This is a genomic window from Agarilytica rhodophyticola (assembly GCF_002157225.2).
In the GTDB taxonomy this organism is placed as follows: domain Bacteria; phylum Pseudomonadota; class Gammaproteobacteria; order Pseudomonadales; family Cellvibrionaceae; genus Agarilytica; species Agarilytica rhodophyticola.
In genome coordinates, this window is sequence record NZ_CP020038.1 from 5,272,183 (window position 1) to 5,295,353 (window position 23,171).

Consider the following 23,171-nt stretch of genomic DNA (forward strand, 5'->3'; position numbering starts at 1 on the left):
AAGGTGATACGAGGAAGCATGAAAATACACAGGTATCGCATACATACTTTGCTGCTTTAGATACCGCTATATCAATAGTTTTCATACAAGCCAAGCTCTCCCCAATTACGCTTGCAATAATTATTAAGGATAGGAGTATGAGTTCATCAAAATTAAATGTGCTTGATTTTTCCCAAGCCAATATCCGCACCCTACATTTAACCTGGTTTGCTTTCTTTCTTACTTTCGTCGTTTGGTTTGCACATGCTCCATTAAAGCCACTTATGGTAGAAGCATTTAATATGACTAACGCTCAATGGAAAGCTTTATTAATATTAAATGTCGCATTAACAATTCCTGCGCGAATAGTCATCGGTATTTTAGTTGATAAATTTGGACCACGATTGGTGTTTAGCAATTTATTAATTATTTCCGGGCTTTTGTGTATCACATTTTCTTTAGCAAAAACCTATGAACAGCTTGCTTTGTTGCGCTTTTTAATGGGCTTTGTAGGAGCGGGCTTTGTTATTGGAATCCGAATGGTTGGCGAATGGTTTCCCGCACGGCAAGTAGGTTTAGCTGAAGGCATCTACGGAGGCTGGGGTAACTTCGGTTCTGCTGCTGCCGCTTTTATATTACCTACTGTAGCTTTGGCAATATTTGGCGGTGACAACGGTTGGCGTTATGCCATTGCTTCTACAGGCGTCATATCCATCGCCTATGGAATATTTTTCTACTTACGCGCACGCAACACTCCCAAAGGCTCTACTTATTTTAAACCTAAAAAGTCAGGTGGTTTAGAAGTTACCAGCAAAAAAGATTTTTATCTTTATCTGGCAATGAATATTCCAATGTACGTTATTCTTGCTGTACTTGCTTGGAAACTTTCCCCGGCTGGCGTTAAGCTGATGAGTCAAACTGCAACTTATGCTTGTTACAGTGTGTTGGTAGCTTTATTTGGAATTCAATTTACTCAGATATACAAAGTCAATAAAGACATGCTTGCAAATGGTGTTGAAGAAAATCAAAAATATAAATTCAAACAAGTAGCCGTTTTAGGTTGGGCATATTTCGTTACCTTTGGCTCTGAATTAGCAGTTGTGTCTATGTTGCCAGCATTCTTTCTCGAAACCTTTGATGAATTAACACTGGCGCAAGCAGGTATGCTAGGCGCAGCCTTCGCCTTTATGAATTTACTGGCGCGCCCTGGTGGTGGTTATATCAGCGATAAGTTTGGTCGCAGACGATCACTTTCCATCTTTATCGGAGGGCTGACAATTGGCTATTTTATTATGTCTCAAGTAGGCGGCTCCTGGCCCGTACCTCTGGCGGTTATTGCGATTATGTTCTGCTCCTTCTTCGTCCAAGCAGGTGAAGGTGCTGTGTTTGCGATAGTCCCATTAGTAAAACGCCGCTTAACTGGACAAATAGCTGGCATGACAGGCGCTTATGGTAACGTCGGCGCGGTGACATTCTTAACCGCTTACAGCTTTGTCGATGCCAGCACATTTTTTATGATTATCGGCGCCTGTGCTGCGGTAGTGCTTGGTATTGCGCAATTTTTAGAAGAGCCTGAAGGCCACATGGTTGAAGTAACAGAAGACGGGCTTGTACAACAAATCGAAGTGTCGTAAGTACATAGCTAATTTAAAAGCTAAGGTGTAGACACTGAGCTAATGATTTTTTCTTGGGGCCTGTTAACACTATTGCAATAGCACCTGCTGGTGTGTATTTTTTTCGTATTTTAGGCGCTGTGGGTGATATTGGGTTATTCCAAAAGATCGAGCAGCAACGCAGAATACGGGAAAAATACGCCCAGCCCTCTGGGTCGCACCTAAAGCACACCATTTGTCGTTGTTCGTCGCTTCTTTGACTCGTCAAACTGCGCTTCTCTCGCCTAAACTGGTGTGCTGTAGGTGTGACAGGAGCAATTAAATTAGTGTTAACAGGCCCTAGCTTAACTAATACAAAAAAGGCGAGCATAATAATGCTCGCCTTTTTTGTATCAGGCTAAATTATATTGTATCAATATAGAATATAAGCTTATGGATCATATTCACTCGACACTAGATATCTCTCTTGCGCAAATTAGTGATAAAGGTATTAAGCCAGAAAATCAGGATACTATAGGGGCAAGAATCCCTGAAGGTTCCGCTCTGACAACCAAAGGCATTGCTATCGCGATCGCTGATGGCGTGAGCAGCAGCGCATCAGCACGTCAGGCAAGCCAATCAGCAGTCACTGGTTTTCTCACCGACTATTACGCAACACCGGATACTTGGCGTACCCAGCAATCGGCAGTTCAAGTTATCCAATCCCTTAATCGTTATTTATGGGCGCAAAGTCAAAATAATGTACGTGATGAAGGCTACCTCACAACCTTCTCCTGCATCATATTTAAAGGTGATAAGTGTTTTATTTTTCACGTAGGTGATACGCGAGTATATCGCTACCGTGATAATGTTTTAGAACAACTGACTCGGGATCACTCGCAAAAAATAGACAAAAAAACTACCTATTTAAGCCGTGCTTTAGGTGCAGATCCTGTGTTAGAAATTGATATGTTGAGCCAAGAAATTCAGCCCGGCGATCAATATCTTTTATCCAGCGATGGCATACATGATTACATTAGTAGTCACCGCATAATAGAAATTATAAATGAAAACAAAGTACCACAAGATATTGCACAAACACTGATTGATGAATCACTGAATTTAAAATCAGAAGATAATATAAGTATTCAAGTTGTCACGATCAATCAACTAGGCACTCCCACCAAAGGTGACACTGTGCATGTTCTATCAAAACTACCTTTCGCCCCAATACTTGAGCCAAAACAAATAATCGATGGTTATTGTGTCGAAAGAATTATTCACGAGTCAGAACGAAGCCAAGTCTATTTAGTAACAGACGTAGATAGCAAGCGTCGTTACATTATGAAAACACCGTCAATCAATTATGAAGATGACCCAGCATATATTGAAAGATTTGTTATGGAATCCTGGATTGGTTCACGAATACAAAACGCACACGTCGTTAAAGTCGTACCGGCAAAACAAGAACGACGCTTTCTCTATTATTTAACCGAATACATTGCCGGCCCTACTTTGGCACAAATCATAAAAGAGCGAGCACCGCTTGATATTAAAGATGCTGTCGAATTACTTGAGGGGGTGATAAAAGGTGTACGTTCTTTTCATCGTAAAGATACCCTCCATCAAGATCTCAAGCCTGACAATATTGTACTAGCTACTAATGGTCCAGTAATTATTGACTTTGGCTCCTGCTTTGTTGCCGGTTTACAGGAAATGGCGCCTCCCTTTCAGCGAGATAAGGTATTAGGCACACTCGACTATTCCGCTCCAGAATATCGTTACGGTGGCAAAGTTAATGAAAAATCAGATCAATTTTCATTGGCAGCAATTCTTTACGAGATGCTGACAACACAATTACCTTACGGATCAAAATATGAAAAGGCCATGGATATTAAAGCATTTCAGCGACTAGAATATATTCCTGCACGCCGTTATAACCCCCTCGTTCCTGTTTGGTTAGATATGGCAATGGAAAAAGCGTTAACTATTCAACCATCCTCTCGTTATGGCTCATTGTCAGAATGGCTATTAGATCTAAAACGCCCCAACCCAAATTGGCTTACCGCTAAAGAAACACCTTTACTTGAAAAAGACCCACTTAAAGTATGGCAAATTTTTGCCCTCCTCGGCTGGGGTCTTGCAATTTATTTACTTGTGAGTGGCGTTTAATATTCAATACGATATATTGGATACAAAAACTTTTAATTAAGATCCTGTAAAAATGTCAATGGCTAATTTTTGTAAGTTCTTAGGTTTTTACTACTAACTAGAGACGGTGTCTGAAAAACTAGAGGCTAGAACATACCAACAAAGAATAACGTATACGATCTCATCAGTTACTAATACAAAATAGTCTTAGATAATTAGCACTTTTTTCTTATTTTGTATGACTAATTAGAACACTTGAAGTGCAGTATATATACGAATATGTAATGACAAGTTACTTTATTTAGTAACCAAATATCTGTTTGCAGATAAACAAGATTAATGCTTGAGATATTGCAGCTAAGATGTATGAACAGTTTATCTATTTACTCTATACAAGAAAATTTTTAAATACCATCATTAGGTGAGTGGCTATTTATGTTGATTACAGTTTTTTACAAAAAACTCTGCGACAGGTCACAAATCTCTTTGTTGTAAGCTATTTGCTAAATTCATTTTTTCTCCATAATGTACAATTCCCTACGCCAGTATGTTATCTTCTCAGCTGGCCTTGGGGTAGATACATTATATCGAAAATAAAAACCGTGTGAGGGAATACGCCACAGTCTTATTACGTCTTAACCTCTTAAATATATTCATACGAAAACTGCCGCAAGCGAGCGAAGCATATTCCCCCGTAACACGGCAAAACGTATGATTTAAAGGAAAAATGAGGTTGGCCTGCTCCCACAAACGTTGATACCCAATTTTAGATTATCTACCCCTCTGTGTTTTAGGAGTGCTTTTGGCACGTTGACTTATTATATTTTAGGTACATTAGGACATGACTTTCTCTCATATTAAACGTATTTCAGGATTCGCTTTAGCTCTGCTATCCACGCAGGTGTTTGCAGTTGCACCGACCGCAGTAGACGATACTCGACGAATACCAGTCAACAGCAGTATTACTCTCAACATACTTGCCAACGATTTCGATGCCGATGGCGATGCCATCAATGTAGAAGGGGTGACACAACCAGCCAATGGTACGGTTGTATTAAACGGTGACGGCAGTGTTTTTTACACTGCACCAGCAGGATTCTCCGGTGACGACACCTTTACCTATACATTAGGAGACAATTCTACTGAAGGACTTACCAGCACCGGCACAGTAACAATTACCGTGTTAGACAGTAACTTCCCAACCACAAATATGGGGGGCAACGACGCTAATTTAGCCGGCACATTAAATGGTATTTGTGATCAATTACGCGGGCTCAATGATGCTGCACTGGGTGCCTCCCAGCGTCAGTTGTTAGACCAATGTAATATCCTAGAAACTCTAAGAGTCAACAACCCAGAATTGCTGGCTGAAGCACTCAACCAACTTGCACCGGAAGAAGCGTTATCGCAAATGCGTGCTGCTGTGGATTCAAACCGTACGCAAGTACGTACAGTGGCTCAACGGGTACAACAATTTAAATCAGCCAACCGATCAAGTGGTCAAACACCGCATATTGTATTCAACGGTCGGGCTTGGGCTCAGCAAAACCCTAGAGGTGCTGGCGCCAGTTCCGATACTTCGTCAATTTGGTCAAAGCTAGGAATCTTCGCTAACTTCCAAGCAGAAGAATCTGAACGAGAGAGAAGCGACCTTGAAAATGGTTACGAAAGTGACACCACCAGTGCCACACTCGGTGCAGACTATTTTATTAATCAATCCTTACTCGTTGGCTCAACTATAAGTGTCGCTGACAGCGAATTAGACTACAGCAATGACGGCGGTAAATTAGAGTCAGACCTCACCACATTTACTGCCTTTAGTGCATTTTTCTACCAACGTTTTAGTTTCTATGTGCAAGCGGGTTACAGCTGGATGGATTTCGACTCTAGACGCCTAATACGTTATGGCACCTCCAATTTAATGGTTGACCAGGCTGTCACGAGCAACACCAATGGCCGCCAAAAAATTCTCAATACCCGTGCAGATTGGGAGTGGAATCGAAAAGCCCTAAGACTTACACCTTTTATACGAGCCGACTATTTGGACAGTGAGATCAAAGGTTTTGGAGAGCAAGGTAACGGAGGACTAGCAATGGAGATTGGCGACCAAAACATCAGCCAGTTGACATTGTCAACCGGTCTACAAGCCGCTTACACCCTCAACCAAAGCTGGGGAGTATGGGTACCTACACTTAACGTGACATTTTTAAGCGAAGCGGAGTCTGATCGTGACCCTGTCTTCTCACGCTTCGCAGCAGACCCTAGTGTTAGCCGAGGCTTTACTCTGAATAACGATGGCGGCGATACCGAGTTTTTCCAAGTTTCACTGGGCGCTTCCGCCGTATTTAAGCATGGCTTTTCTGGTTTTGCTGAATATACCGAAACACTTGGTTACAGCCAGTTATCTGCCTCCTCACTGCAGTTAGGGATTCGCTATGAACTATAAACATATGACTAAGCTTGCTTATGGAAGAGTAAAAACCAAGCTCATTTACACACTTTTTTGCAGTAGTATTTTGCTTTCAGGCTGCGGTGGCGGTGATGATGTATCTCGCTTCAGCGATGACAATATTCCCTCACCAGTGGTTGACGGAATAACCTCTGGTGGCGATATTACACCTTCTGCGCCCGGTTCAGATGCCGCAACAGAAGAAGAACTGCAGCAACTACCGGATGTATCCGCCGGCGGCCGCCAATTTGCCGACCCCAATGTTGTGGTAGCGCTTAGGGGGTCTGCCTCAGCTAAAGCGGGCGCCACCATAGTCGCCAGTAATTGGCGACAGTTATCTGGACCTGCGGTAGAAATACCAACTCCAGATCAATTAGAAAGTGCGATTATAGTCCCTGACTTTCAGACCGAATCTCAGCTCACCTTCCAATTAACAGTGCAAGACAGTGCGGGTAGAACTAACGCCTCCACGGTAACCGTATTTGTAAGCCCTTTTCCAGCCTTCGCCAGGGTCAGCGGCGGCGTGATTAACGAAGTTACGCAGCAGGCAGTATTTACTGTTCGTTTAAACGCGCCTCAGGCAATGGAAACTTCAATTAACTACACCACAAGAGATGGCACAGCAGAAGCGGGCAGTGACTACCAGGCCACTGAAGGCGTGTTAGTTTTTGCTCCTGGGGAAGTAGAGCAAACGGTAAACGTGACAATTTATGATACCAATGTTGAGGAAGGCAATGAGTTTTTCAGCCTCAATATTTCAGTGCTATCAGAGCAAAGTCCCTCTGCTAATAGTGGTAATGTATTAATTACTAACAACCCAGATTCTGTGGCAATGACACAGAATATAGCTTTCACAAATGTAGGCCCATTGGTGTTAACTGAAGGTGAATCTTCTAGTAACCCTATCGACCCACAAACCACCCCAGGCACGGGCGATTTAAGCTATAGCTCAAGTGATGATAGTATTGCCACTGTTGACCAATCTGGTAGCGTCACAGCGGTAGGAGAAGGCACAGCGACAATTACCGCAACCAAGGCTGCAGATCCTATTTTCCCTCTCAGTGTCGCCAGTTATGAAGTAAGGGTCAATTCGAGCCTACGTCCACCGGCTATTGACAGCATAAGCACGGCCATTGTTTATCAATTTAATACCGCCATTACTCCCCTTTCCCTAATGAATAATGGCGATCCCATTGATAGTTGTTCATCTTCTGGTTTACCTACTGGGCTAAGTGTTACCGCCTTAGCAGACGGCTCCGCCTGTGAAGTCAGCGGCACCCCAACCGTGCCACAAAGCCCCACTCAACATACCGTTACTGCCACCAATGCTGCTGGCAGCGTCGATGCAACAATTACCATAGAAATACCGCAAATAGCACCACGCCTAGTAAGCCCAACGAGCAGTTTTACTTATGTCGTGAATAGGGCAATACCTGTTCTACGCTTCGATAACAACGGCGGTCCACCCGCTAATTGCACAGCATTGGCCAATGGCCTTCCCGCCGGTCTCTCCGTTGCTATAACTACAGATACATTTAGCTGTGAAATTAGTGGAACCCCCACATTGGCAACAGGAGTTGCAGAGGTATATCAAATCAACGCCGCCAATAGCCTAGCCAACAGTACAGGTACTGTCACTATCACCGTCGCCGAAGCTCCACCAATACTCGAAGCTCCAACAGCGCCACTGGTGTATACCATTAATACCCCTATCACACCTTTAACACTAAATAATACAGGTGGTGGCAGCTTGACAGATTGCCGCGCTTCGGGCCTACCTAGAGGCTTGACGATATCTTTTGCGGCCAACGATGCTTCGTGTGTTATCAGTGGCACCCCCACGGAAATACAAGCCAGTGCAGCCTACACCATTACAGCTCAGGGAGTCGCCGGCAGTAGTTCTGTTGATCTGGATATCACGGTACAAGATATTGTTTTTACAGACTCGATCGACCTGCCATATAACGCACTTTCAAATCCTTCAGTGGGTATTGGTCTTGCTCTGTCCTCGGGTATTGCCAGAATCGACTGGAACGATGGCAGCCCTACAGTAGATGCGACTAACCAGGATTTAGCCCAGCTCAGAGCTGCAGGTTTTATAAGGCACACTTACACCAGCACTGCCGCAGGCAACATCACCATTAGCTTTTCAGATGGGATAAGCTCGTTAATAGGTATCTTTGGTTCTTCCATGCCTTTCGTACTAGATATATTTGATAGCGGCCCCCTCGCGCAAGCAAACAACTTACGTGAGTTGAATTTCAATAGTTCACTCAATCAGGTGCGTGGGAGCTTTTCGACCTTAACATCACACCATCCAAATCTTGAAGTACTAGCCCTTTCCCGAGGCGCAACGCTAACGGGTGATGTGCTTGACTTACCGCGTAATCTAACTTCATTAAACCTGAATATAAGCGGCAATTTGACGGGTGCCCTAGCAGATATGCCCCGCAACCTAATAACGCTTAACATATTTAATACACCGGGTGATATTAGCGGCACAACCGCAGATTTTCCACCGGCAGTCGAGCTTGTCAATCTACAGAGCAATAACACAATTAATGGCAACATCAGCGCGATACCAACGTCGTTAAGGTCAATGTCTATTTCAGGACAAAACGAAATCAGCGGTAATGTGAGTGAAATACCTGCAACACTTACACAAATGAACTTGAATGGAGTCAATATTATGGCTGGTAATATTGAGGATCTTCATCCAGATGTGAATAGTATCAGTATTAATGGTAGAAATCAGATTGCAGGTAATCTTGATAATATCGTGAATAACACCACTATTAATTTATCAGTATCTGGCCTAAACCAAATCACAGGCACGACCGCAGGGTTACCAGCAAGCGTCACATCGCTTACTCTTGGTGGGCAAAATACCTTGTCAGGTAATATCCAAGACTTTCACTCAGCCCTCGTAGGCCTCAGCCTAAGTGGAGCAACTATGATTGTAGGAGGTGATATTACGCTCATGCAAAGTACCACCATAAGAAATGTGAGTATCTCCGGCTCCAATACAATCTTTGGTGATGTGGCAAATATACCTACATCAATATCCTCCCTAACAATAAATGGTTCCAATACCCTGAGCGGCAATATTCAAGATATTCATAGCAATTATTTTACCTTCAATGTTGCAGGTAGTAATACCATTGCTGGGGATTTGGGCTTGGTACAAGCAAACTCTGTTTCAACATTTATTGTGTCAGGTCTGAATACTATCGTGAATTTTGCCACATCACCCACTTGGGCTCCTACAAGGCTGATACGATTTGAGCTGCAAGCTGGCGGCAGTGCTGCACCTGGCCAACCACCTATTCAAGGCTGGGATTCTGCGACAGTAGATCGGTTCCTTATCTTCCTGGATACCACTATTACACAAACGACACAATCCAGTATCGCACGTATTATTATTAATAGAAGGTTCGATAGCCCAAGAACACAGGTATCAGATGCTGCCGTACAAAGCTTAACGAACAAAGGATATCGAACTATTATCACACCAACACCGCCCTCAGTGACAGTGCAATAGCTTTGAACAAGGAAGCCCACCCTCTTTTGGGCTTCCTCATCCTACTACCGATCTACTATCAATCTACCTATCACCTATCAATCAAGATTCGAGCTGCATATACACTCCCATGTGTATTAACCGAACAGCCTTGCTAAAAAATTTCTCTCTATTTACACATCTCGGTTTTTAATAGCAGCCAAAAGTACTATATTATTTTCATCTATGTCAGTAACTTTTATCCCGCTAGAATTAAAAATTCGTCTGCCTTTCAAGTGATAAGAAATAAAATTATCATATTCAAAAATTTAAGAAGCCTTAGTGACACTAGCCCAGATATAAATGACAGTAATATATATTCACTGGCGTAATTGATATGGCAATATTTTTTACTACACAATGTACGATTAATGTTAATCAGATTACCATATACGAAATTACAAAAAAACACATGACATACAATAGGGAACTCTAAAAACCGATAGATAAAGAAATCAAGAAGCTTTTACTCAGATAGCACCACCACTAATTACGCAATAACTTTTCTTTAGCTAGAAATATCTAACTACATCAAACAACGCTTTTTTTTGCAAAAACTTAGCACTCAAAAACAGATTGCGGCCTTAAAAGTCGCATCCCAATCTATTTAAGAATTAAATAACCCTTAGTAAAATAAGTTTTTATTTTTCATACCTTTTATTTTTCTGGGTACTTTTAAAAAACCACTTAACTAAATGTTAAAAATAAAAAGCCAGAGATAATCTTTAGTTATAAATCCTAATCAAATATAAATAAAATATTCTGAACTGCTTATCGTATTACACTCACTAGAAGTATGTAACAATCAAATAAAGAGTGGAATAAGTATGCCTAGTGGAATATCTCCAATCAGACAAGCCAATTTAAAAAACATAGAGCGCCGGCCAGCATCACCCCCAGAAAACATTACTCATGCAATAACTGGCACTGATTCTAGAACACCTATAGTTAATACACAGAGTTCTCTCGACACACTTCTTATATCCAACCCTAGAGAAGGTACTAAAACTAACGAAGAGCTATACAACAAAGCAAAAGAATTAATTAATCAGAAATTTAAGGAGGTAGGATATAATAATTTTGAAGATGCTTATTCCGATGCAATTCGTATTTTGAAAGAAAAAAAAGACCCCGGTGCCTTCAAGAAAGCTTTCTCTGTGTTAGCAGAAGCACCCAAGGCCTTAATGGGAGTGGACGGCTTCGACGAAATGAGCGCGGCTATTACTGTTAACAAACTGATCACCGAAGCAACAAAAAACACTGCAACAGGTTCAGTTTTTTCGGTACTTGTTGGCATTGGTTTATACGGTGCACAAGAAGAGTGGAGAGAAAAGATTAGTGACTATGCTGACCTACTAGGAGAAATCGCCCAAACGGAAGATACTCTTAAAGATATTGTTGGTGACACGAAAAAAGGTATTGCAAATCAAGAGCAAAGCAATGAAAAAATTGAGGATTTATTAAAAAATCAAACGAAAAATATTATTTCAAGACTTTTACCAAAATACGTACCAGAACATATTAGCTCAGACGACCAAAAGAAATTGGATACATATCTTGCGAATATTGATAGCTTACCTGCAGAGAAACTCCCTAAGTTTATTGAGGAATTCAGTAAATTTCAATTTCAATTAGTACAGAAGCAAATAGATAAAATTGACAAAGGTTCGGCACAAGATTTAACAATAAGTATGGCTGGCATGTTAGGCGCAATGTTAACGAATACTGCACAAGGCATAACTGCTTTAGTTGGTATTGGCAGTAATGCACAGCCCTTACTCGACGCCGCCAAGACTATGGGCGATATCATCGTTCCTGGCATATTTCTCCCATCCAATATTTTAGCATCTCGCGCTGGAAAAAGAGCATACCAAGCAGGTAAATTAGAAGAGCGACGACTGAATGAAGCACAGAGTAATCTGCAAAAAATCTCAAATATGGATGTATATAAATCAAAGCTGAATGACACACAACTAGTAGCGAATGCTTCTGATCATTACGATATGTTAAAGCGCCATAATAAACGCGAAAATATTAATCACGGTAAGGTTTATGGGTGGGCACAAGCCGGTATGGCAACGACAAGCGGGTTAGCATTATTGTCCTTAGCTCTACCTCCGGTTGCCATCATAGCCAAGATAATAGGAATACCAAGTGCCGCAATTACTATTGCTGATTCACTAGTTTATAAGACTTACGTTGACAAACAAGGGGATAAATATCGTGGATTAGAACGCAATGCATCTGGCGCTAGTGATGCCGAGATTCTCTCTGAAGTAGCTCCTCAAGCAATACGGCCACCTAACATGGAAACTAGGAGACAAGAACTCAACGCCAAGCTCGGCAGTATTGCTGAAAACGACGCACATCTTAGCCCTAAGCTAACCACATTAAAAGCGGTTTCCATGATGAATTCGGCAATTAGAAAAGGTAAGTCTGGAGTTGAGGGTGAAAACTATATAGCGCGTGGTATTAAGCATCCATTATTCCAACGCACCGGGCTCTCGCCGTTACAACAAAATAAATTAATGCACCTCAGCACGACAGATAAAAGTTTTAAAAATCTTAAAGATCGTATTGATAAGGCTGATACAAAATTAGACAAGCAAGTAGTGCTTTTACAACGATTATTAGACCCTGAGAAATATCATGATAACAACGCGCCAAGACCAACAGAGATAATAGGCAGATTGATTACTATTCTTGAAAAGACTATTACCAAACAAGGCGACGAAGCTAGAGCCGAAGATAGCTCTTTGGACACAGCGGCAAGTGATGATAAAAAAACGAATAAAAGACAGTTATTCAAGAAAAAAAATAAATCACAGAAATCACTTCTAGATGATGTAGGAAAATCACAATTTTCCTGGAAAAGGTTCCATACTCTAAATATACCTTCCGCTTTAGACAATATGCGCCAAGCTGAAGAACTACAGACAAGACTAAACTCACCACAAGGTTTAACAGAAGATGAAAAAAACAGCTTAAATAAACTAACAGAAACAAACCAACGAAACTCTGCTGCAGTAGAGAAATACCTTCACAGAGCGATAGGTAAATTAATTAGTACAGAAAAAGCATGGACAAAAGGCGACCGCCAAGATATGTTTAACAGACTTGATCAATTGAACCAAGAAATACTTAGCGTAGAAAACTTCTATTTAAGCAATAACGACCAAGAGGTATCACAGCAAGTACCTAGATCTTCTGGTGAATCTAAAGCATCATTTAGGGATGCTAACGCTTCAAATTCCAAAGATAGGATCAATCAAACAAATAAACAAAAAGGCAAAGTTCAAACTTTAATAGATCGTTTCGAAACAATGAGTAAGCAATAACTAAATTATCATAATCGTAGCGTTCTATGTATTCAACCAATATGACATCATATAAAGCATAAAGATATTTCCTTGGCGGGCAGTTTGATTCTACATGCTGTCCGTCGGGTCTAATCGTAATATCAGAAGTCTCAAAGCTGTAAGGCTTCTTTTTATCTGCAAAAATGGTATTCTCTATTTGCTATAAGTGCTTGTAAAGGCTTATCAACAAACTTTAAAGCCTCGAAACAAAGATAATAATTAGATAAGAATAAGTAGGAAAATTGTGAAAACATATACAGCTACTGTCGTCGGTGCAGGCTCCATAGGGTGTTATCTTGGGGGCAATTTAATACATGCCGGCCATCGCGTGAAAATGCTTGGCCGTCAGCGTTTGCAAAAAGTGGTTGCTGATCACGGTCTTAAATTAAGCCACTTTGCTAAGCCCGAGATAAACCTTGCACCATCACAAATAAATTTTAATACCGAAATAACAGACTCTATTGATTCTGACTTTGTATTTATTTGTGTTAAAAGCGGAGACACCGAGCTTACAGCTCAGCAACTAGCTCCGGCTATCGACAATAAAAGTATTATTGTTAGTATGCAAAATGGCGTTCGTAATACTCAAACTTTAAAAAAATACCTACCAAATAATAAAGTGCTGGCCGGCATGGTTCCATTTAATGTGTTTAATCAAAGCAAGGGGCATTTTCATCAAGGCACAAAAGGAGCATTGGCGATAGAGCAAAACACTCAAGCAGAACACATAAGCCAGCTTTTTCAGGGGTCAAATATGGAAGTGGAACTACACACTGATATGGCTTGTGTGCAATGGACAAAACTTGTTATGAATCTTAATAATGCGGTGAACGCTTTATCAGGCCTGCCACTGTTAAATCAGTTACATAACCCGGATTATAGAAAGGTAATGGCAGACGTAATTTCTGAAGCCTTATCAGTCTTAGAAAACGCAAACATTAAAACCTGTCGCGTTGGCAATGTAATACCCAACACACTGCCGTTTATATTACGTTTACCTACCTGGGCATTTAAACGTATCGCCAGCGCCATGCTCGCTATCGATGATCAAGCGCGATCCTCGATGTATGAGGACTTATCTCTCAAGCGGCTGACAGAAATTGATTTTCTTAATGGAGAAATTGTCGCTCTGGCAAATTCGATAGGGAGGCAGGCTCCCATCAATGAAAAAATCGTATCTCTTGTCAAAAAGGCTGAACAACAACAACGGGGATCACCAGAACTTTCAGCCCAGGCCTTATTATAATTTTTACAAGGCTTGGGCTAATAAAGACACCTTCCAAACGAAGGCGGTGGTGGTTAAGGTTACAAGGTTTGGGGCATAAGCTAAAAGATACAGTATTACATCTTCCAGCGACCAGGCTGTACTTCTATAGCTAAAACCTCACCAGTACGGCTTGTTTCACAGAGCACTTTTTTTGCCACTCTGTCAGAATCACTGATTTCAAGCACGTTAACCCAGTGCTTATAGCGGTCTTTTTCTACCGAAGTAGCAGGGTTACGTTTAAATTTATAACTCATATTCTCAGGGAGTTTCTCCTGCATAGCCGTTTTACATAAACGCAAAGACTGCTTGCTGTTTACCTTTTCACCAGCCAAAATGCTAACACTTAGAGTCATGGTCAATAGTGCTAAAAATAATGTTTTCATGGTTATAACTCAATTTGAATAAGAATAAATAATATGAATCAGCAATTAGTCTTTTTAAAAGATTAGTTGCTTTTTCGAACTAAAATAATGTAAAACTAAACTTACACTCATTAGTCTTAAAAAACAACTAATATTTCCATTAAATTTAAAGCATAATAAAAAGTATGGATAAATCGCCTGATAAAAAACTGTATTGCTCTCTCACTGTGGCGCTAGACACCATCGGTGACGTCTGGGCATCCCTCATTCTGCGAGACTTAATGATTTTTGGCGGTAGACGCCGATTCGAACAGCTAAGAGAAGCCCTGGGCATTTCCCGTAATATTCTCACTGATCGCCTAAATACGTTGCTGGATCAAGGTATCGTCTTTAAAATCCCCGTGGAAGAGGGAGCAAAACGTATGGAGTACAAGCTCTCTGCCAAGGGGTGGGATCTACTCCCTATGCTACTAGCCATGCATCAGTGGTCAGAAAGATGGCGTGAAGACCCCTTAAATTCGGAGCTAAAGTTCGTTGATAAGGCATCTGGTGAAGAAATTGCCCAGGTAGACATCTATTCTCGCAATGGACGTCTCTTGAGTCCAAACGAAATTGGTATAGAACCCCGAACGCCTAAAGCACAGAAGTATTTAGAAGACTTTAAGAGCGAGCCCAACAACTCGCCATAGATGTGGGTAACCCCCAGAAAGCTAAAATAACAATAAAAACGTAAGTAGCAAATAGCAAGAGAGTAAGCACTGGGTTAACGCCCCGTCTAGCTCCTGATTGTATACTTGCGCAAAAATCGAAATAGATTGAGTTGCATAATATGCTGGTACTATTGGCCGAAGATAATCGTGACCTTGCTGCAAGTGTACTAGATTACCTCGAGATGCAAGATTTTGAGTGTGACTATGCTGAGCGCGGCGATCATGCCTTAGAACTTGTAAAAGAAACAGATTATGACGCTATTATTCTCGATATCATGATGCCGGGTATAGATGGTCTAGATCTATGCCAAACACTTCGAAAGCTCGGCCATAACCAACCGATTATAATGTTAACAGCAAGAGACACCTTAAGAGACAAGTTAGCGGGTTTTGATGCAGGAGCGGACGACTATCTGGTCAAACCTTTCGACCTACCAGAGTTAACTGCTCGTCTAAAAGTAATAAGTAAGCGTAAGACAACAAACACAAGGTTATTAAAAGTAGCCGACTTAGAAGTCAACCAAGATGGGCACCAAGTCACTCGCAACGGGCGTAATATTGATTTGTCCCCCGCCTGCTGGAAGCTATTGGTGGCACTCATGCAGGCAAGCCCAAACGTCATGTCCAGAAGAGAACTAGAAAGTGTTCTTTGGAAAGATAGCCCACCCGACTCAGAAGCCCTTAAATCTCACATCTACACACTACGTAAACTGGTCGATAAGCCCTTTTCCACATCGCTAATTCATACTCTGCGCGGTGTTGGTGTGGCATTAAGGCATGAAAAATAATCCCCAGCAATCGCTACCGGCAAAAGTAGGAAGGATTATCACCGGCTTTTCCTTTTTCATGGTGATATTCTATTCCTACATGATGCTCTTATCGAAAGATTCTGGCTTGCGTGATGCCACGCACTCGGTACTTATTCATGAGTCACAACTGTTTATTAAAGCCTACCAAAAAGATCCTCATGCGCCCCTTCCAGAGTCTTATTCTCTCAAAGGTTTTATCGGCTTGGAGAGTATGCCTGATAATATCGCAGAGTTTTTCCCAATTAATGCAAGGGAATCGTGGTATCAACGTAAAAGTGGTGTTTACTACCAAGTGTCAAACCATGAATATGGCGATGGCCATCATCACCTATATGCCCAAAAACTACCGAATTCAGATCGTGAACTCTTCATATACTACCGGCTTTTGATTTCTCCAGATAACAGAGTCGACCTTTGGAAAAGTGTCAAACATATCTCTTTGTTAGGGCTTGTATTAATCATCGCTCTCTTGCTTATTTTGCGCAGCTTCATTCACAGAACGCTCAATCCAATTAGCAGTTTATCTGCTTGGATCAACACCCTCAGTGACCAGCAGAAGCCAGCTCCCTTACCAAAGGATATAAAACAAGATGAGATCGGACAGTTGGCCCACAACCTCTTTCACGCACTGGAACGCATTAACTTACAAAATGAACGCGAACGTTCATTCCTACGCAATGCCAGCCACGAATTACGCACGCCAATCGCCATCATCCGCAACACTATGGATGTGCTAGAGCACAAAGGCTCACAGCCTGAGTATCAGCATATTTTGCCTCTACTGCAACGAATTCGTCGGGCCAGTGATACCATGAAAGCTGTTACTGAGGCTATTTTATGGTTAGCAATAGACGAGTATACGACACCTGAAAAAAGCGAGGTCAGGCTAGCTTCACTCGTGAACGATATTGTTGAGCAAAATCGTAATCTACTCCATGATAAAGTCGTTGAAGTCGACATCAATATTGATAGCCTAAGTTCTATCAATTCACAGAAGGCACTTGCATACATCGCCATTGATAACTTGATCCGCAACTCTTTTCAACACTGCTCTAAAGGGAAAATAAAAATTAGTGCTCCTAGCCCGCTACGCCTTGAAATTAGTAACAGTCGCTTTGATATAAATGATGTAGATAACCATGGTAATAAGCATATAGTTGATACAGGAGGATTTGGTTTAGGCCTAGCATTGGTACAAAAAATTGCTGATAAAAAACGATGGTTTTTCAATTTTTCTCTCAATGATAACCTTGCAGTGGCATACCTAGAGTTCTCGTAGCCTATAACTTCCACAACAATATATCGTCACCTAAAGCAACACAACAACATAAAAGTATAGATATCTCGTCATGTCGTCTATGCTTATTAAAAGTCGGGCTTATTAAAAGTTGGCGTATCTGTATATTTGATGTGGCAGTTAATGGGATTATTAACTTTTACGTATTATTTTAGGCAGTGCACTCTAGTGCTTTTGGCTATCACACTAGCGGCGTGCGATAGCAAAACTGCCAAGACTGTTTCCTCGACAGTTATTCAGGATGTGGACAAAAGGGCCATCATTCCTCTACCTCAACATGCTTCATTTTTAGATGATGAAGTTATCCTAGGGCATCGCCTATTCCACGATAAACGCTTATCAGGGAATCAACAAGTAAGCTGTGCCAACTGTCATTCGATCGTCACAGGGGGTGATGACAATATACCAATCGCGATCGGAGTGGAGGGTAGAATGGGGAAGATTAACTCACCTACCGTACTCAATAGCTCACTCAATTTCAGGCAATTCTGGGACGGCAGAGCCTATAGTTTAGAAGAGCAAGTTGAAGGGCCGATTCATAACAAGTTAGAAATGGACGCCAACTGGTCTATGATTATAGCGCGCTTACGAAAAGATCCCTGGTATGTACAGCAATTCACAGAAATATATGATAGTAGTATTAATGCAGACAATATAAAGGCTGCAATCGCAAATTTCGAACGCGAACTTATCACTCCTAACAGCCCCTTCGACCGTTACTTAAAGGGTGATAAAAATGCCCTCTCAAGCTTACAATTACAAGGCTACAATCGCTTTAAATCTCTAGGCTGCATTTCCTGTCATCAAGGTATTAATATAGGCGGGAATATGTATCAGCGCATTGGCATAGTGCACAACTACTTTAATGATAGGGGTAGCATCACTGAAGCAGACTATGGTCTTTATAATATAACGAAACAGGAAGAAGACAGGTTTAAATTCAAAGTACCCAGCCTTCGCAACATTGCACTTACCGCACCTTATTTTCATGATGGCCAAACTCCAACGCTAGAAGTCGCCATAAAAAAAATGGCCTACTATCAGTTAGGAGAACACCTTAGTATTGAAGATATCCAGGCGATAGAGGCCTTTCTTCATACACTTACAGGAGAAGTTAATCCTGCGATACTGAATATACAGGCCAACACAAATGATTAGATTTTGGTTGTTTTCCGGTGTGATAATAACCCTAGGCTCATTGCTAGGTCTTATATTTACCAGCAAAGAATTACACCACCTGGACGACATTAAAAGCACCTTAATACAGCTGCCTATCATAGATGAAAGTATCTATTTTAGTATGATGATGTTGCATTCTGGAACAACAAATAATTTTGATGCGTTGACAGAGCTCAACCATAGGCAAATTCAAACATCTCAACAATTATTTAACAAGTTAGAGTATCACTTTAAAGATCGGTATAAAAAAAATGTACAAGATATTGCATCCATATTAGCTATTAAAGAGAATCAGTTAGAAAAATTTAAATCTAACATTGCACTACTGAACAATGCTAAATTTTATGTTACCACCAAGATGCAAGTCCTTAGCACGGATGACCAAAAACAACTGCCAATCATCCTAAAAATTAGTAGCAACCTGCTTAAATTTTCTGAATCTCCCAAGTTGGATACAGCAAATCAAATACGGCAAGATATTGTAAAAGTAAATACAGCTTTACTTTCAGATACAGGGCAAAGCCACTGGCATCATGCACTATTACACATGGAATACTATCTTAAAAACAAATTAGACGCGTTTAATTTTAGTCTGCTAACAGTCAACTGGGCGACACTGCCACCTTATCGGTCATTAAAAGATAAAATAAACAATCACCGCAATAGATATTTAGTTTTTCAAACACTAACATATTCCACACTTACCTTAGGAATTATCTCCCTAATATCACTTGCTGCAGTTATTTTCAGTCGCTATTTAAATGCTCGCCAAGACCTAGTTACGCTCAATCAATCTCTGGAAACACGTATAGAACTTGCCACACAAGACCTTGAAAAATCGCGAGACATAGCAATCAAAGCAAATGCGGCTAAGACAAGTTTCTTAGCTAATATGTCACATGAATTAAGAACACCTCTTAATTCGATTATTGGTTTTAGCTCAAGACTAGAAAAGAAACTGGCAAAATCAGAAGAAAAATCTGTGCTTTCTGCACTCAAAAATATACGTACTAACGGCCACTATTTACTAAACTTTTTTAACGATCTACTTGAGCTTTCTAGAGAATCTCAAGAAGAAGAGGAAGATATAAAACCTATCAATATTGAAATTAACGAGTTATGTCGAGGGGCCATTACTAACGTCAGTAATTACTTTTACAAAAAGTCAGTGGAACTGATTTTCAACGTTGAGCAGCAAGTATCAATTTGTAGTCAAGAAAATCGCATAAAGCGAATAATATATGGCGTAACCAACACCGCTATGCACAATACAGATTCTGGCTTTGTTAAGCTAGATTTGGAAACTGTTGAAGGCGGTTGTAGGTTTACTGTGACAGATTCAGGAACACCTCTGACAGAAGAAAGAATAGAAGTACTATTAAACCCACTGGATAATAGTCAAACGGACAGTATTAATGTACAAGGTATAGGCCTGGGTTTATACCTCGTTAATAAAATGCTTAACTTGATTGAAGGAAGTATTGAAATAGTGCCGCAAGCAAGCGGCAATGAATATCGTATATTCCTGCCTTCTTGTTAAATACTAGATCAGATCAACTAAGCTACAGCCAACTCGATACGACCGTTATTATCTCTTATAGGATAGGTCTTAAGCTTAACCGTATCATCTTCAAGACAACTACCTGTTTTCAAGCAAAAATGCTGTTTATAAACCGGTGACGCTAATACTACAGCGCCTTCCAGATCACCTACTATGCCTCGAGAAAGTACCGCAGCATTAGAAAAAGGGTCGATAGCACTAATAGCATATAAATCATCCCTAACTTTAAAAATAGCCACTTGTTCTTCATTTAGGATGGCACGCACTCCCAAATTAGCCGATAAATCCTCGGCTTTACAAATGGCTTGCCATTTATTATCTGTAGAAATCATCTTTATCACCTCAAGCAGTTTGCAGGGCATCATCTTTATCTATATCTACCAAACGAACAATTTCTTCATCGGTAGCAGGACGGATTTGTTCTCGTTCCTCAACAAAAACAACGGTTGAATCTTTTTGGTCGCTGTTTACGAAAGTTCTAAAGCGCTTTACTTTTTCAGGATCATTTATAGTTGTTTTCCATTCACATTGATATGTATCGACAATATTATTCATATCACTTTCCAGTTCATGGCAAAGCTCAAGTTTATCGTCGACCACCACGGACTTAAGGTAATCTAATCCACCCTCAAGATTGTTCATCCATACAGAAGTACGTTGCAATCGATCCGCAGTGCGGATATAGAACATCAGAAAACGGTCGATATACTTAATTAATGTTTCATCATCTAAACCGGTAGCAAATAAATCAGCATGTCGAGGCTTCATTCCACCGTTACCACAAACATATAAGCTCCAGCCATTTTCTGTAGCAATAATTCCCACATCTTTACTTTGTGCTTCGGCACACTCCCGTGTGCAACCTGATACGGCAAATTTAATCTTGTGTGGCGCGCGTAAGCCTTTGTAACGGTTCTCAACCTTAATGGCCATAGACATACTATCGAGCACACCGTAGCGACACCATGTACTGCCGACACAGGATTTTACTGTGCGTAAAGATTTACCATAGGCGTGTCCTGTTTCAAAACCCGCATCTACTAGTTCTTGCCAAATTGAAGGCAACTCATGCTGCTGAGCACCGAATAAATCAATTCGTTGACCGCCGGTAATCTTAGTGTAAAGGTTGTATTTTTTTGCTACTTGTCCCAAAACAATCAGTTTATCAGGAGTAATTTCGCCAGCGGCAATGCGAGGTACGATAGAATAGGTTCCATTTTTTTGCATATTTGCCATAAAGTAATCGTTGGTATCTTGCAATCCGGCGTGCTCATCCTTTAAAACATAATCATTCCAACAACTGGCTAAAATAGACCCCACTGTGGGCTTACAAATATCACAACCAAGACCTTTACCGTGCTTGGCAATTAACTCGTCGAAAGTCTTTATTTTTTCTACGCGAACTATGTGATAAAGCTCCTGACGTGTATGAGCAAAGTGCTCACATAAATCGGTATTAACCTGAACACCGAGCTTGGTTAATTCTGCATTTAATACCTGGGTTGCAAGAGCGACACAGCCACCACATCCAGTGCCCGCTTTAGTACAAGATTTAAGTTCGCCAATATTATTGGCCCCCTGTGCAACCGCCTCACAAATTTGACCTTTAGTGACTTCATGGCAAGTACAAATATGGGCTTCATCGGGTAAAGCATCAGTACCGACACTTGCTTGTGCACCATCTGTCGTTGGTAAAATTAATGCCTCTGGCATATCAGGTAAATCCATAGCGTGTACGCACATTTGCTGAAGGTTGCCATAAGCCTCTGCATCTCCAACTAGCACAGCGCCAAGTAACTTTTTACCATCTTTAGAAACCACTAAACGTTTGTAAATCTCATTAACGCCATCTTGATAAACATAGTTGAGTGCATCTGCAGTACGCCCATGAGCATCACCAATACTTGCAACATCAACACCGAGAAGTTTTAACTTAGTACTCATATCTGCGCCGGTAAATACTTCACTTCCGCCAGTAATATGGGATACCGCAACTTTCGCCATTTGATAACCAGGAGCAACTAGACCAAAGATTTTACCCCGCCATAGCGCGCACTCTCCAATTGCATAGATATCTTCAACAGAAGTCTGGCAATTATCATTAATAACGATTCCTCCCCGTTCACCGGTCTCGATATTAAATTGTCGAGCAAGTTCGTCTTGCGGGCGAATACCGGCAGAGAAAAGAATCATATCTGTTTCTAACTTCGAGCCGTCGGCAAAGTTCATGCTGTAGCGACAGTTTTCCCCTGCTACAATTTCTTTTGTATTTTTCTCAGTATGCACATTGACACCGAGTGCTTCAATTTTTTGTCGTAGTAAATCCCCTCCTCCCTGATCTAGCTGAATCGCCATAAGTCTCGGCGCAAACTCAACTACATGGACTTCAAGCCCCAAGTTTTTTAGAGCATTAGCGGCCTCCAAACCAAGTAAACCTCCACCGACAACAACGCCGACACGGCTTTCTTTTGAAGAGTCTTTCATTGCTTCAAGATCTTCAATAGTGCGATAAACGAGACAATGAGGTTGGTCATTACCAGGAATTGGAGGGACAAAAGGATAAGAGCCGGTAGCGAGCACTAATTTATCATAATGCTCTTCACGGCCATGTTCAGTAATAACTTTTTTCTCGGCAGCTTTAAGCTCGACTACTTTATCATTGAGAATATAGTTCACACCATTCTCTCGATAATAATCCTGTGACGTTAACATAAGATCTTCTGCTGAAGAGCCGGAAAAATATGCACTTAATTGCACACGATCATAAGCTAAGCGCGGTTCTTCAGAAAAAGTAACAATGTCGTAACTTTCTGAGTTTTCATGAGCCAAAAAATTTTCGATAAACTTATGGCCAACCATGCCGTTGCCTACGACAACAATTCGAGTTTTATTCATAT

Annotated in this window: 15 protein-coding genes; 11 read left to right on the top strand and 4 right to left on the bottom strand. The window is 41.1% G+C overall.

All coding sequences use genetic code 11. The features are described from left to right. The first annotated feature begins 137 nt into the window (after window positions 1-137). Window positions 138-1,613, top strand: a complete 1,476-nt coding sequence (locus tag BVC89_RS21970) for a NarK family nitrate/nitrite MFS transporter (RefSeq protein ID WP_086933259.1) — start codon at window positions 138-140, stop codon at window positions 1,611-1,613. Window positions 1,614-1,626: 13 nt separating this feature from the next. Here BVC89_RS21970 and BVC89_RS21975 read toward each other — a convergent pair whose 3' ends face one another. Further along, entirely contained in the window at window positions 1,627-1,962 is a 336-nt protein-coding gene (locus tag BVC89_RS21975) for a hypothetical protein (RefSeq protein ID WP_086933260.1), read from the bottom strand. A 62-nt stretch (window positions 1,963-2,024) separates the two neighbouring features. Between BVC89_RS21975 and BVC89_RS21980 the strand changes: the two genes are divergently transcribed. The 5 genes from BVC89_RS21980 (at window position 2,025) to BVC89_RS22000 (ending at window position 14,335) form a co-directional block, all read left to right on the top strand. Next, on the top strand, window positions 2,025-3,743 hold the full coding sequence (locus tag BVC89_RS21980; RefSeq protein WP_086933261.1) for a bifunctional protein-serine/threonine kinase/phosphatase: 1,719 nt from the start codon (window positions 2,025-2,027) through the stop codon (window positions 3,741-3,743). Between the two features lie 820 nt (window positions 3,744-4,563). Further along, entirely contained in the window at window positions 4,564-6,168 is a 1,605-nt protein-coding gene (locus BVC89_RS21985; RefSeq protein ID WP_086933262.1) for an autotransporter outer membrane beta-barrel domain-containing protein, read from the top strand. Then, window positions 6,158-9,712 (top strand): Calx-beta domain-containing protein, encoded by a 3,555-nt coding sequence (locus BVC89_RS21990; RefSeq protein ID WP_086933263.1) that lies wholly within the window; start codon window positions 6,158-6,160, stop codon window positions 9,710-9,712. The genes BVC89_RS21985 and BVC89_RS21990 overlap by 11 nt, the downstream gene beginning before the upstream one ends. A gap of 845 nt (window positions 9,713-10,557) precedes the next feature. Further along, window positions 10,558-13,068: a class 1 isoprenoid biosynthesis enzyme gene (locus BVC89_RS21995; RefSeq protein WP_086933264.1), complete on the top strand. Its 2,511-nt coding sequence runs from the start codon at window positions 10,558-10,560 to the stop codon at window positions 13,066-13,068. A 265-nt stretch (window positions 13,069-13,333) separates the two neighbouring features. Continuing rightward, entirely contained in the window at window positions 13,334-14,335 is a 1,002-nt protein-coding gene (locus BVC89_RS22000; RefSeq protein ID WP_086933265.1) for a 2-dehydropantoate 2-reductase, read from the top strand. A gap of 95 nt (window positions 14,336-14,430) precedes the next feature. Here the strand turns inward: BVC89_RS22000 and BVC89_RS22005 are convergent, their stop codons facing one another. Further along, window positions 14,431-14,739, bottom strand: coding sequence for a hypothetical protein (locus BVC89_RS22005; RefSeq protein WP_086933266.1), 309 nt, complete (start codon window positions 14,737-14,739; stop codon window positions 14,431-14,433). Window positions 14,740-14,903: 164 nt separating this feature from the next. Between BVC89_RS22005 and BVC89_RS22010 the strand changes: the two genes are divergently transcribed. The 5 genes from BVC89_RS22010 to BVC89_RS22030 all read left to right on the top strand — a co-directional run bounded on the left by BVC89_RS22010 (window position 14,904) and on the right by BVC89_RS22030 (window position 20,253). Continuing rightward, on the top strand, window positions 14,904-15,407 hold the full coding sequence (locus BVC89_RS22010; RefSeq protein WP_086933267.1) for a winged helix-turn-helix transcriptional regulator: 504 nt from the start codon (window positions 14,904-14,906) through the stop codon (window positions 15,405-15,407). A gap of 140 nt (window positions 15,408-15,547) precedes the next feature. Then, the gene (locus BVC89_RS22015) at window positions 15,548-16,216 is read left to right on the top strand and encodes a response regulator transcription factor (RefSeq protein WP_086933268.1); all 669 of its coding nucleotides are present in this window, start codon (window positions 15,548-15,550) and stop codon (window positions 16,214-16,216) included. Continuing rightward, a complete protein-coding gene (locus tag BVC89_RS22020) occupies window positions 16,206-17,516 on the top strand; it encodes a sensor histidine kinase (RefSeq protein ID WP_086933269.1) in 1,311 nt (436 codons plus the stop codon). The genes BVC89_RS22015 and BVC89_RS22020 overlap by 11 nt, the downstream gene beginning before the upstream one ends. Window positions 17,517-17,702: 186 nt before the next feature. After that, window positions 17,703-18,692 carry a cytochrome-c peroxidase gene (locus BVC89_RS22025; protein WP_158658068.1) on the top strand — a complete coding sequence of 330 codons (990 nt, stop codon included), beginning with the start codon at window positions 17,703-17,705 and terminating at the stop codon, window positions 18,690-18,692. Further along, on the top strand, window positions 18,685-20,253 hold the full coding sequence (locus BVC89_RS22030; RefSeq protein ID WP_086933271.1) for a histidine kinase dimerization/phospho-acceptor domain-containing protein: 1,569 nt from the start codon (window positions 18,685-18,687) through the stop codon (window positions 20,251-20,253). Before BVC89_RS22025 ends, BVC89_RS22030 begins: the two co-directional genes overlap by 8 nt. A 17-nt stretch (window positions 20,254-20,270) precedes the next feature. Here the strand turns inward: BVC89_RS22030 and nirD are convergent, their stop codons facing one another. After that, window positions 20,271-20,606: a nitrite reductase small subunit NirD gene (nirD, locus tag BVC89_RS22035; RefSeq protein ID WP_086933272.1), complete on the bottom strand. Its 336-nt coding sequence runs from the start codon at window positions 20,604-20,606 to the stop codon at window positions 20,271-20,273. 10 nt (window positions 20,607-20,616) lie between these two features. After that, window positions 20,617-23,169, bottom strand: coding sequence for a nitrite reductase large subunit NirB (gene nirB, locus BVC89_RS22040; RefSeq protein WP_086933273.1), 2,553 nt, complete (start codon window positions 23,167-23,169; stop codon window positions 20,617-20,619). Between the last annotated feature and the right edge of the window lie 2 nt (window positions 23,170-23,171).

What these genes read in the sequence shown, in the direction of transcription:
- nirB (WP_086933273.1), bottom strand. Translation starts at nt 23,169, where the DNA reads ATGAATAAAACTCGAATTGTTGTCGTAGGCAACGGCATGGTTGGCCAT.
- BVC89_RS22005 (WP_086933266.1), bottom strand. Translation starts at nt 14,739, where the DNA reads ATGAAAACATTATTTTTAGCACTATTGACCATGACTCTAAGTGTTAGC.
- BVC89_RS21975 (WP_086933260.1), bottom strand. Translation starts at nt 1,962, where the DNA reads ATGCTCGCCTTTTTTGTATTAGTTAAGCTAGGGCCTGTTAACACTAAT.
- BVC89_RS21990 (WP_086933263.1), top strand. Translation starts at nt 6,158, where the DNA reads ATGAACTATAAACATATGACTAAGCTTGCTTATGGAAGAGTAAAAACC.
- nirD (WP_086933272.1), bottom strand. Translation starts at nt 20,606, where the DNA reads ATGATTTCTACAGATAATAAATGGCAAGCCATTTGTAAAGCCGAGGAT.
- BVC89_RS21970 (WP_086933259.1), top strand. Translation starts at nt 138, where the DNA reads ATGAGTTCATCAAAATTAAATGTGCTTGATTTTTCCCAAGCCAATATC.
- BVC89_RS22015 (WP_086933268.1), top strand. Translation starts at nt 15,548, where the DNA reads ATGCTGGTACTATTGGCCGAAGATAATCGTGACCTTGCTGCAAGTGTA.
- BVC89_RS21995 (WP_086933264.1), top strand. Translation starts at nt 10,558, where the DNA reads ATGCCTAGTGGAATATCTCCAATCAGACAAGCCAATTTAAAAAACATA.
- BVC89_RS21980 (WP_086933261.1), top strand. Translation starts at nt 2,025, where the DNA reads ATGGATCATATTCACTCGACACTAGATATCTCTCTTGCGCAAATTAGT.
- BVC89_RS21985 (WP_086933262.1), top strand. Translation starts at nt 4,564, where the DNA reads ATGACTTTCTCTCATATTAAACGTATTTCAGGATTCGCTTTAGCTCTG.
- BVC89_RS22010 (WP_086933267.1), top strand. Translation starts at nt 14,904, where the DNA reads ATGGATAAATCGCCTGATAAAAAACTGTATTGCTCTCTCACTGTGGCG.
- BVC89_RS22020 (WP_086933269.1), top strand. Translation starts at nt 16,206, where the DNA reads ATGAAAAATAATCCCCAGCAATCGCTACCGGCAAAAGTAGGAAGGATT.
- BVC89_RS22030 (WP_086933271.1), top strand. Translation starts at nt 18,685, where the DNA reads ATGATTAGATTTTGGTTGTTTTCCGGTGTGATAATAACCCTAGGCTCA.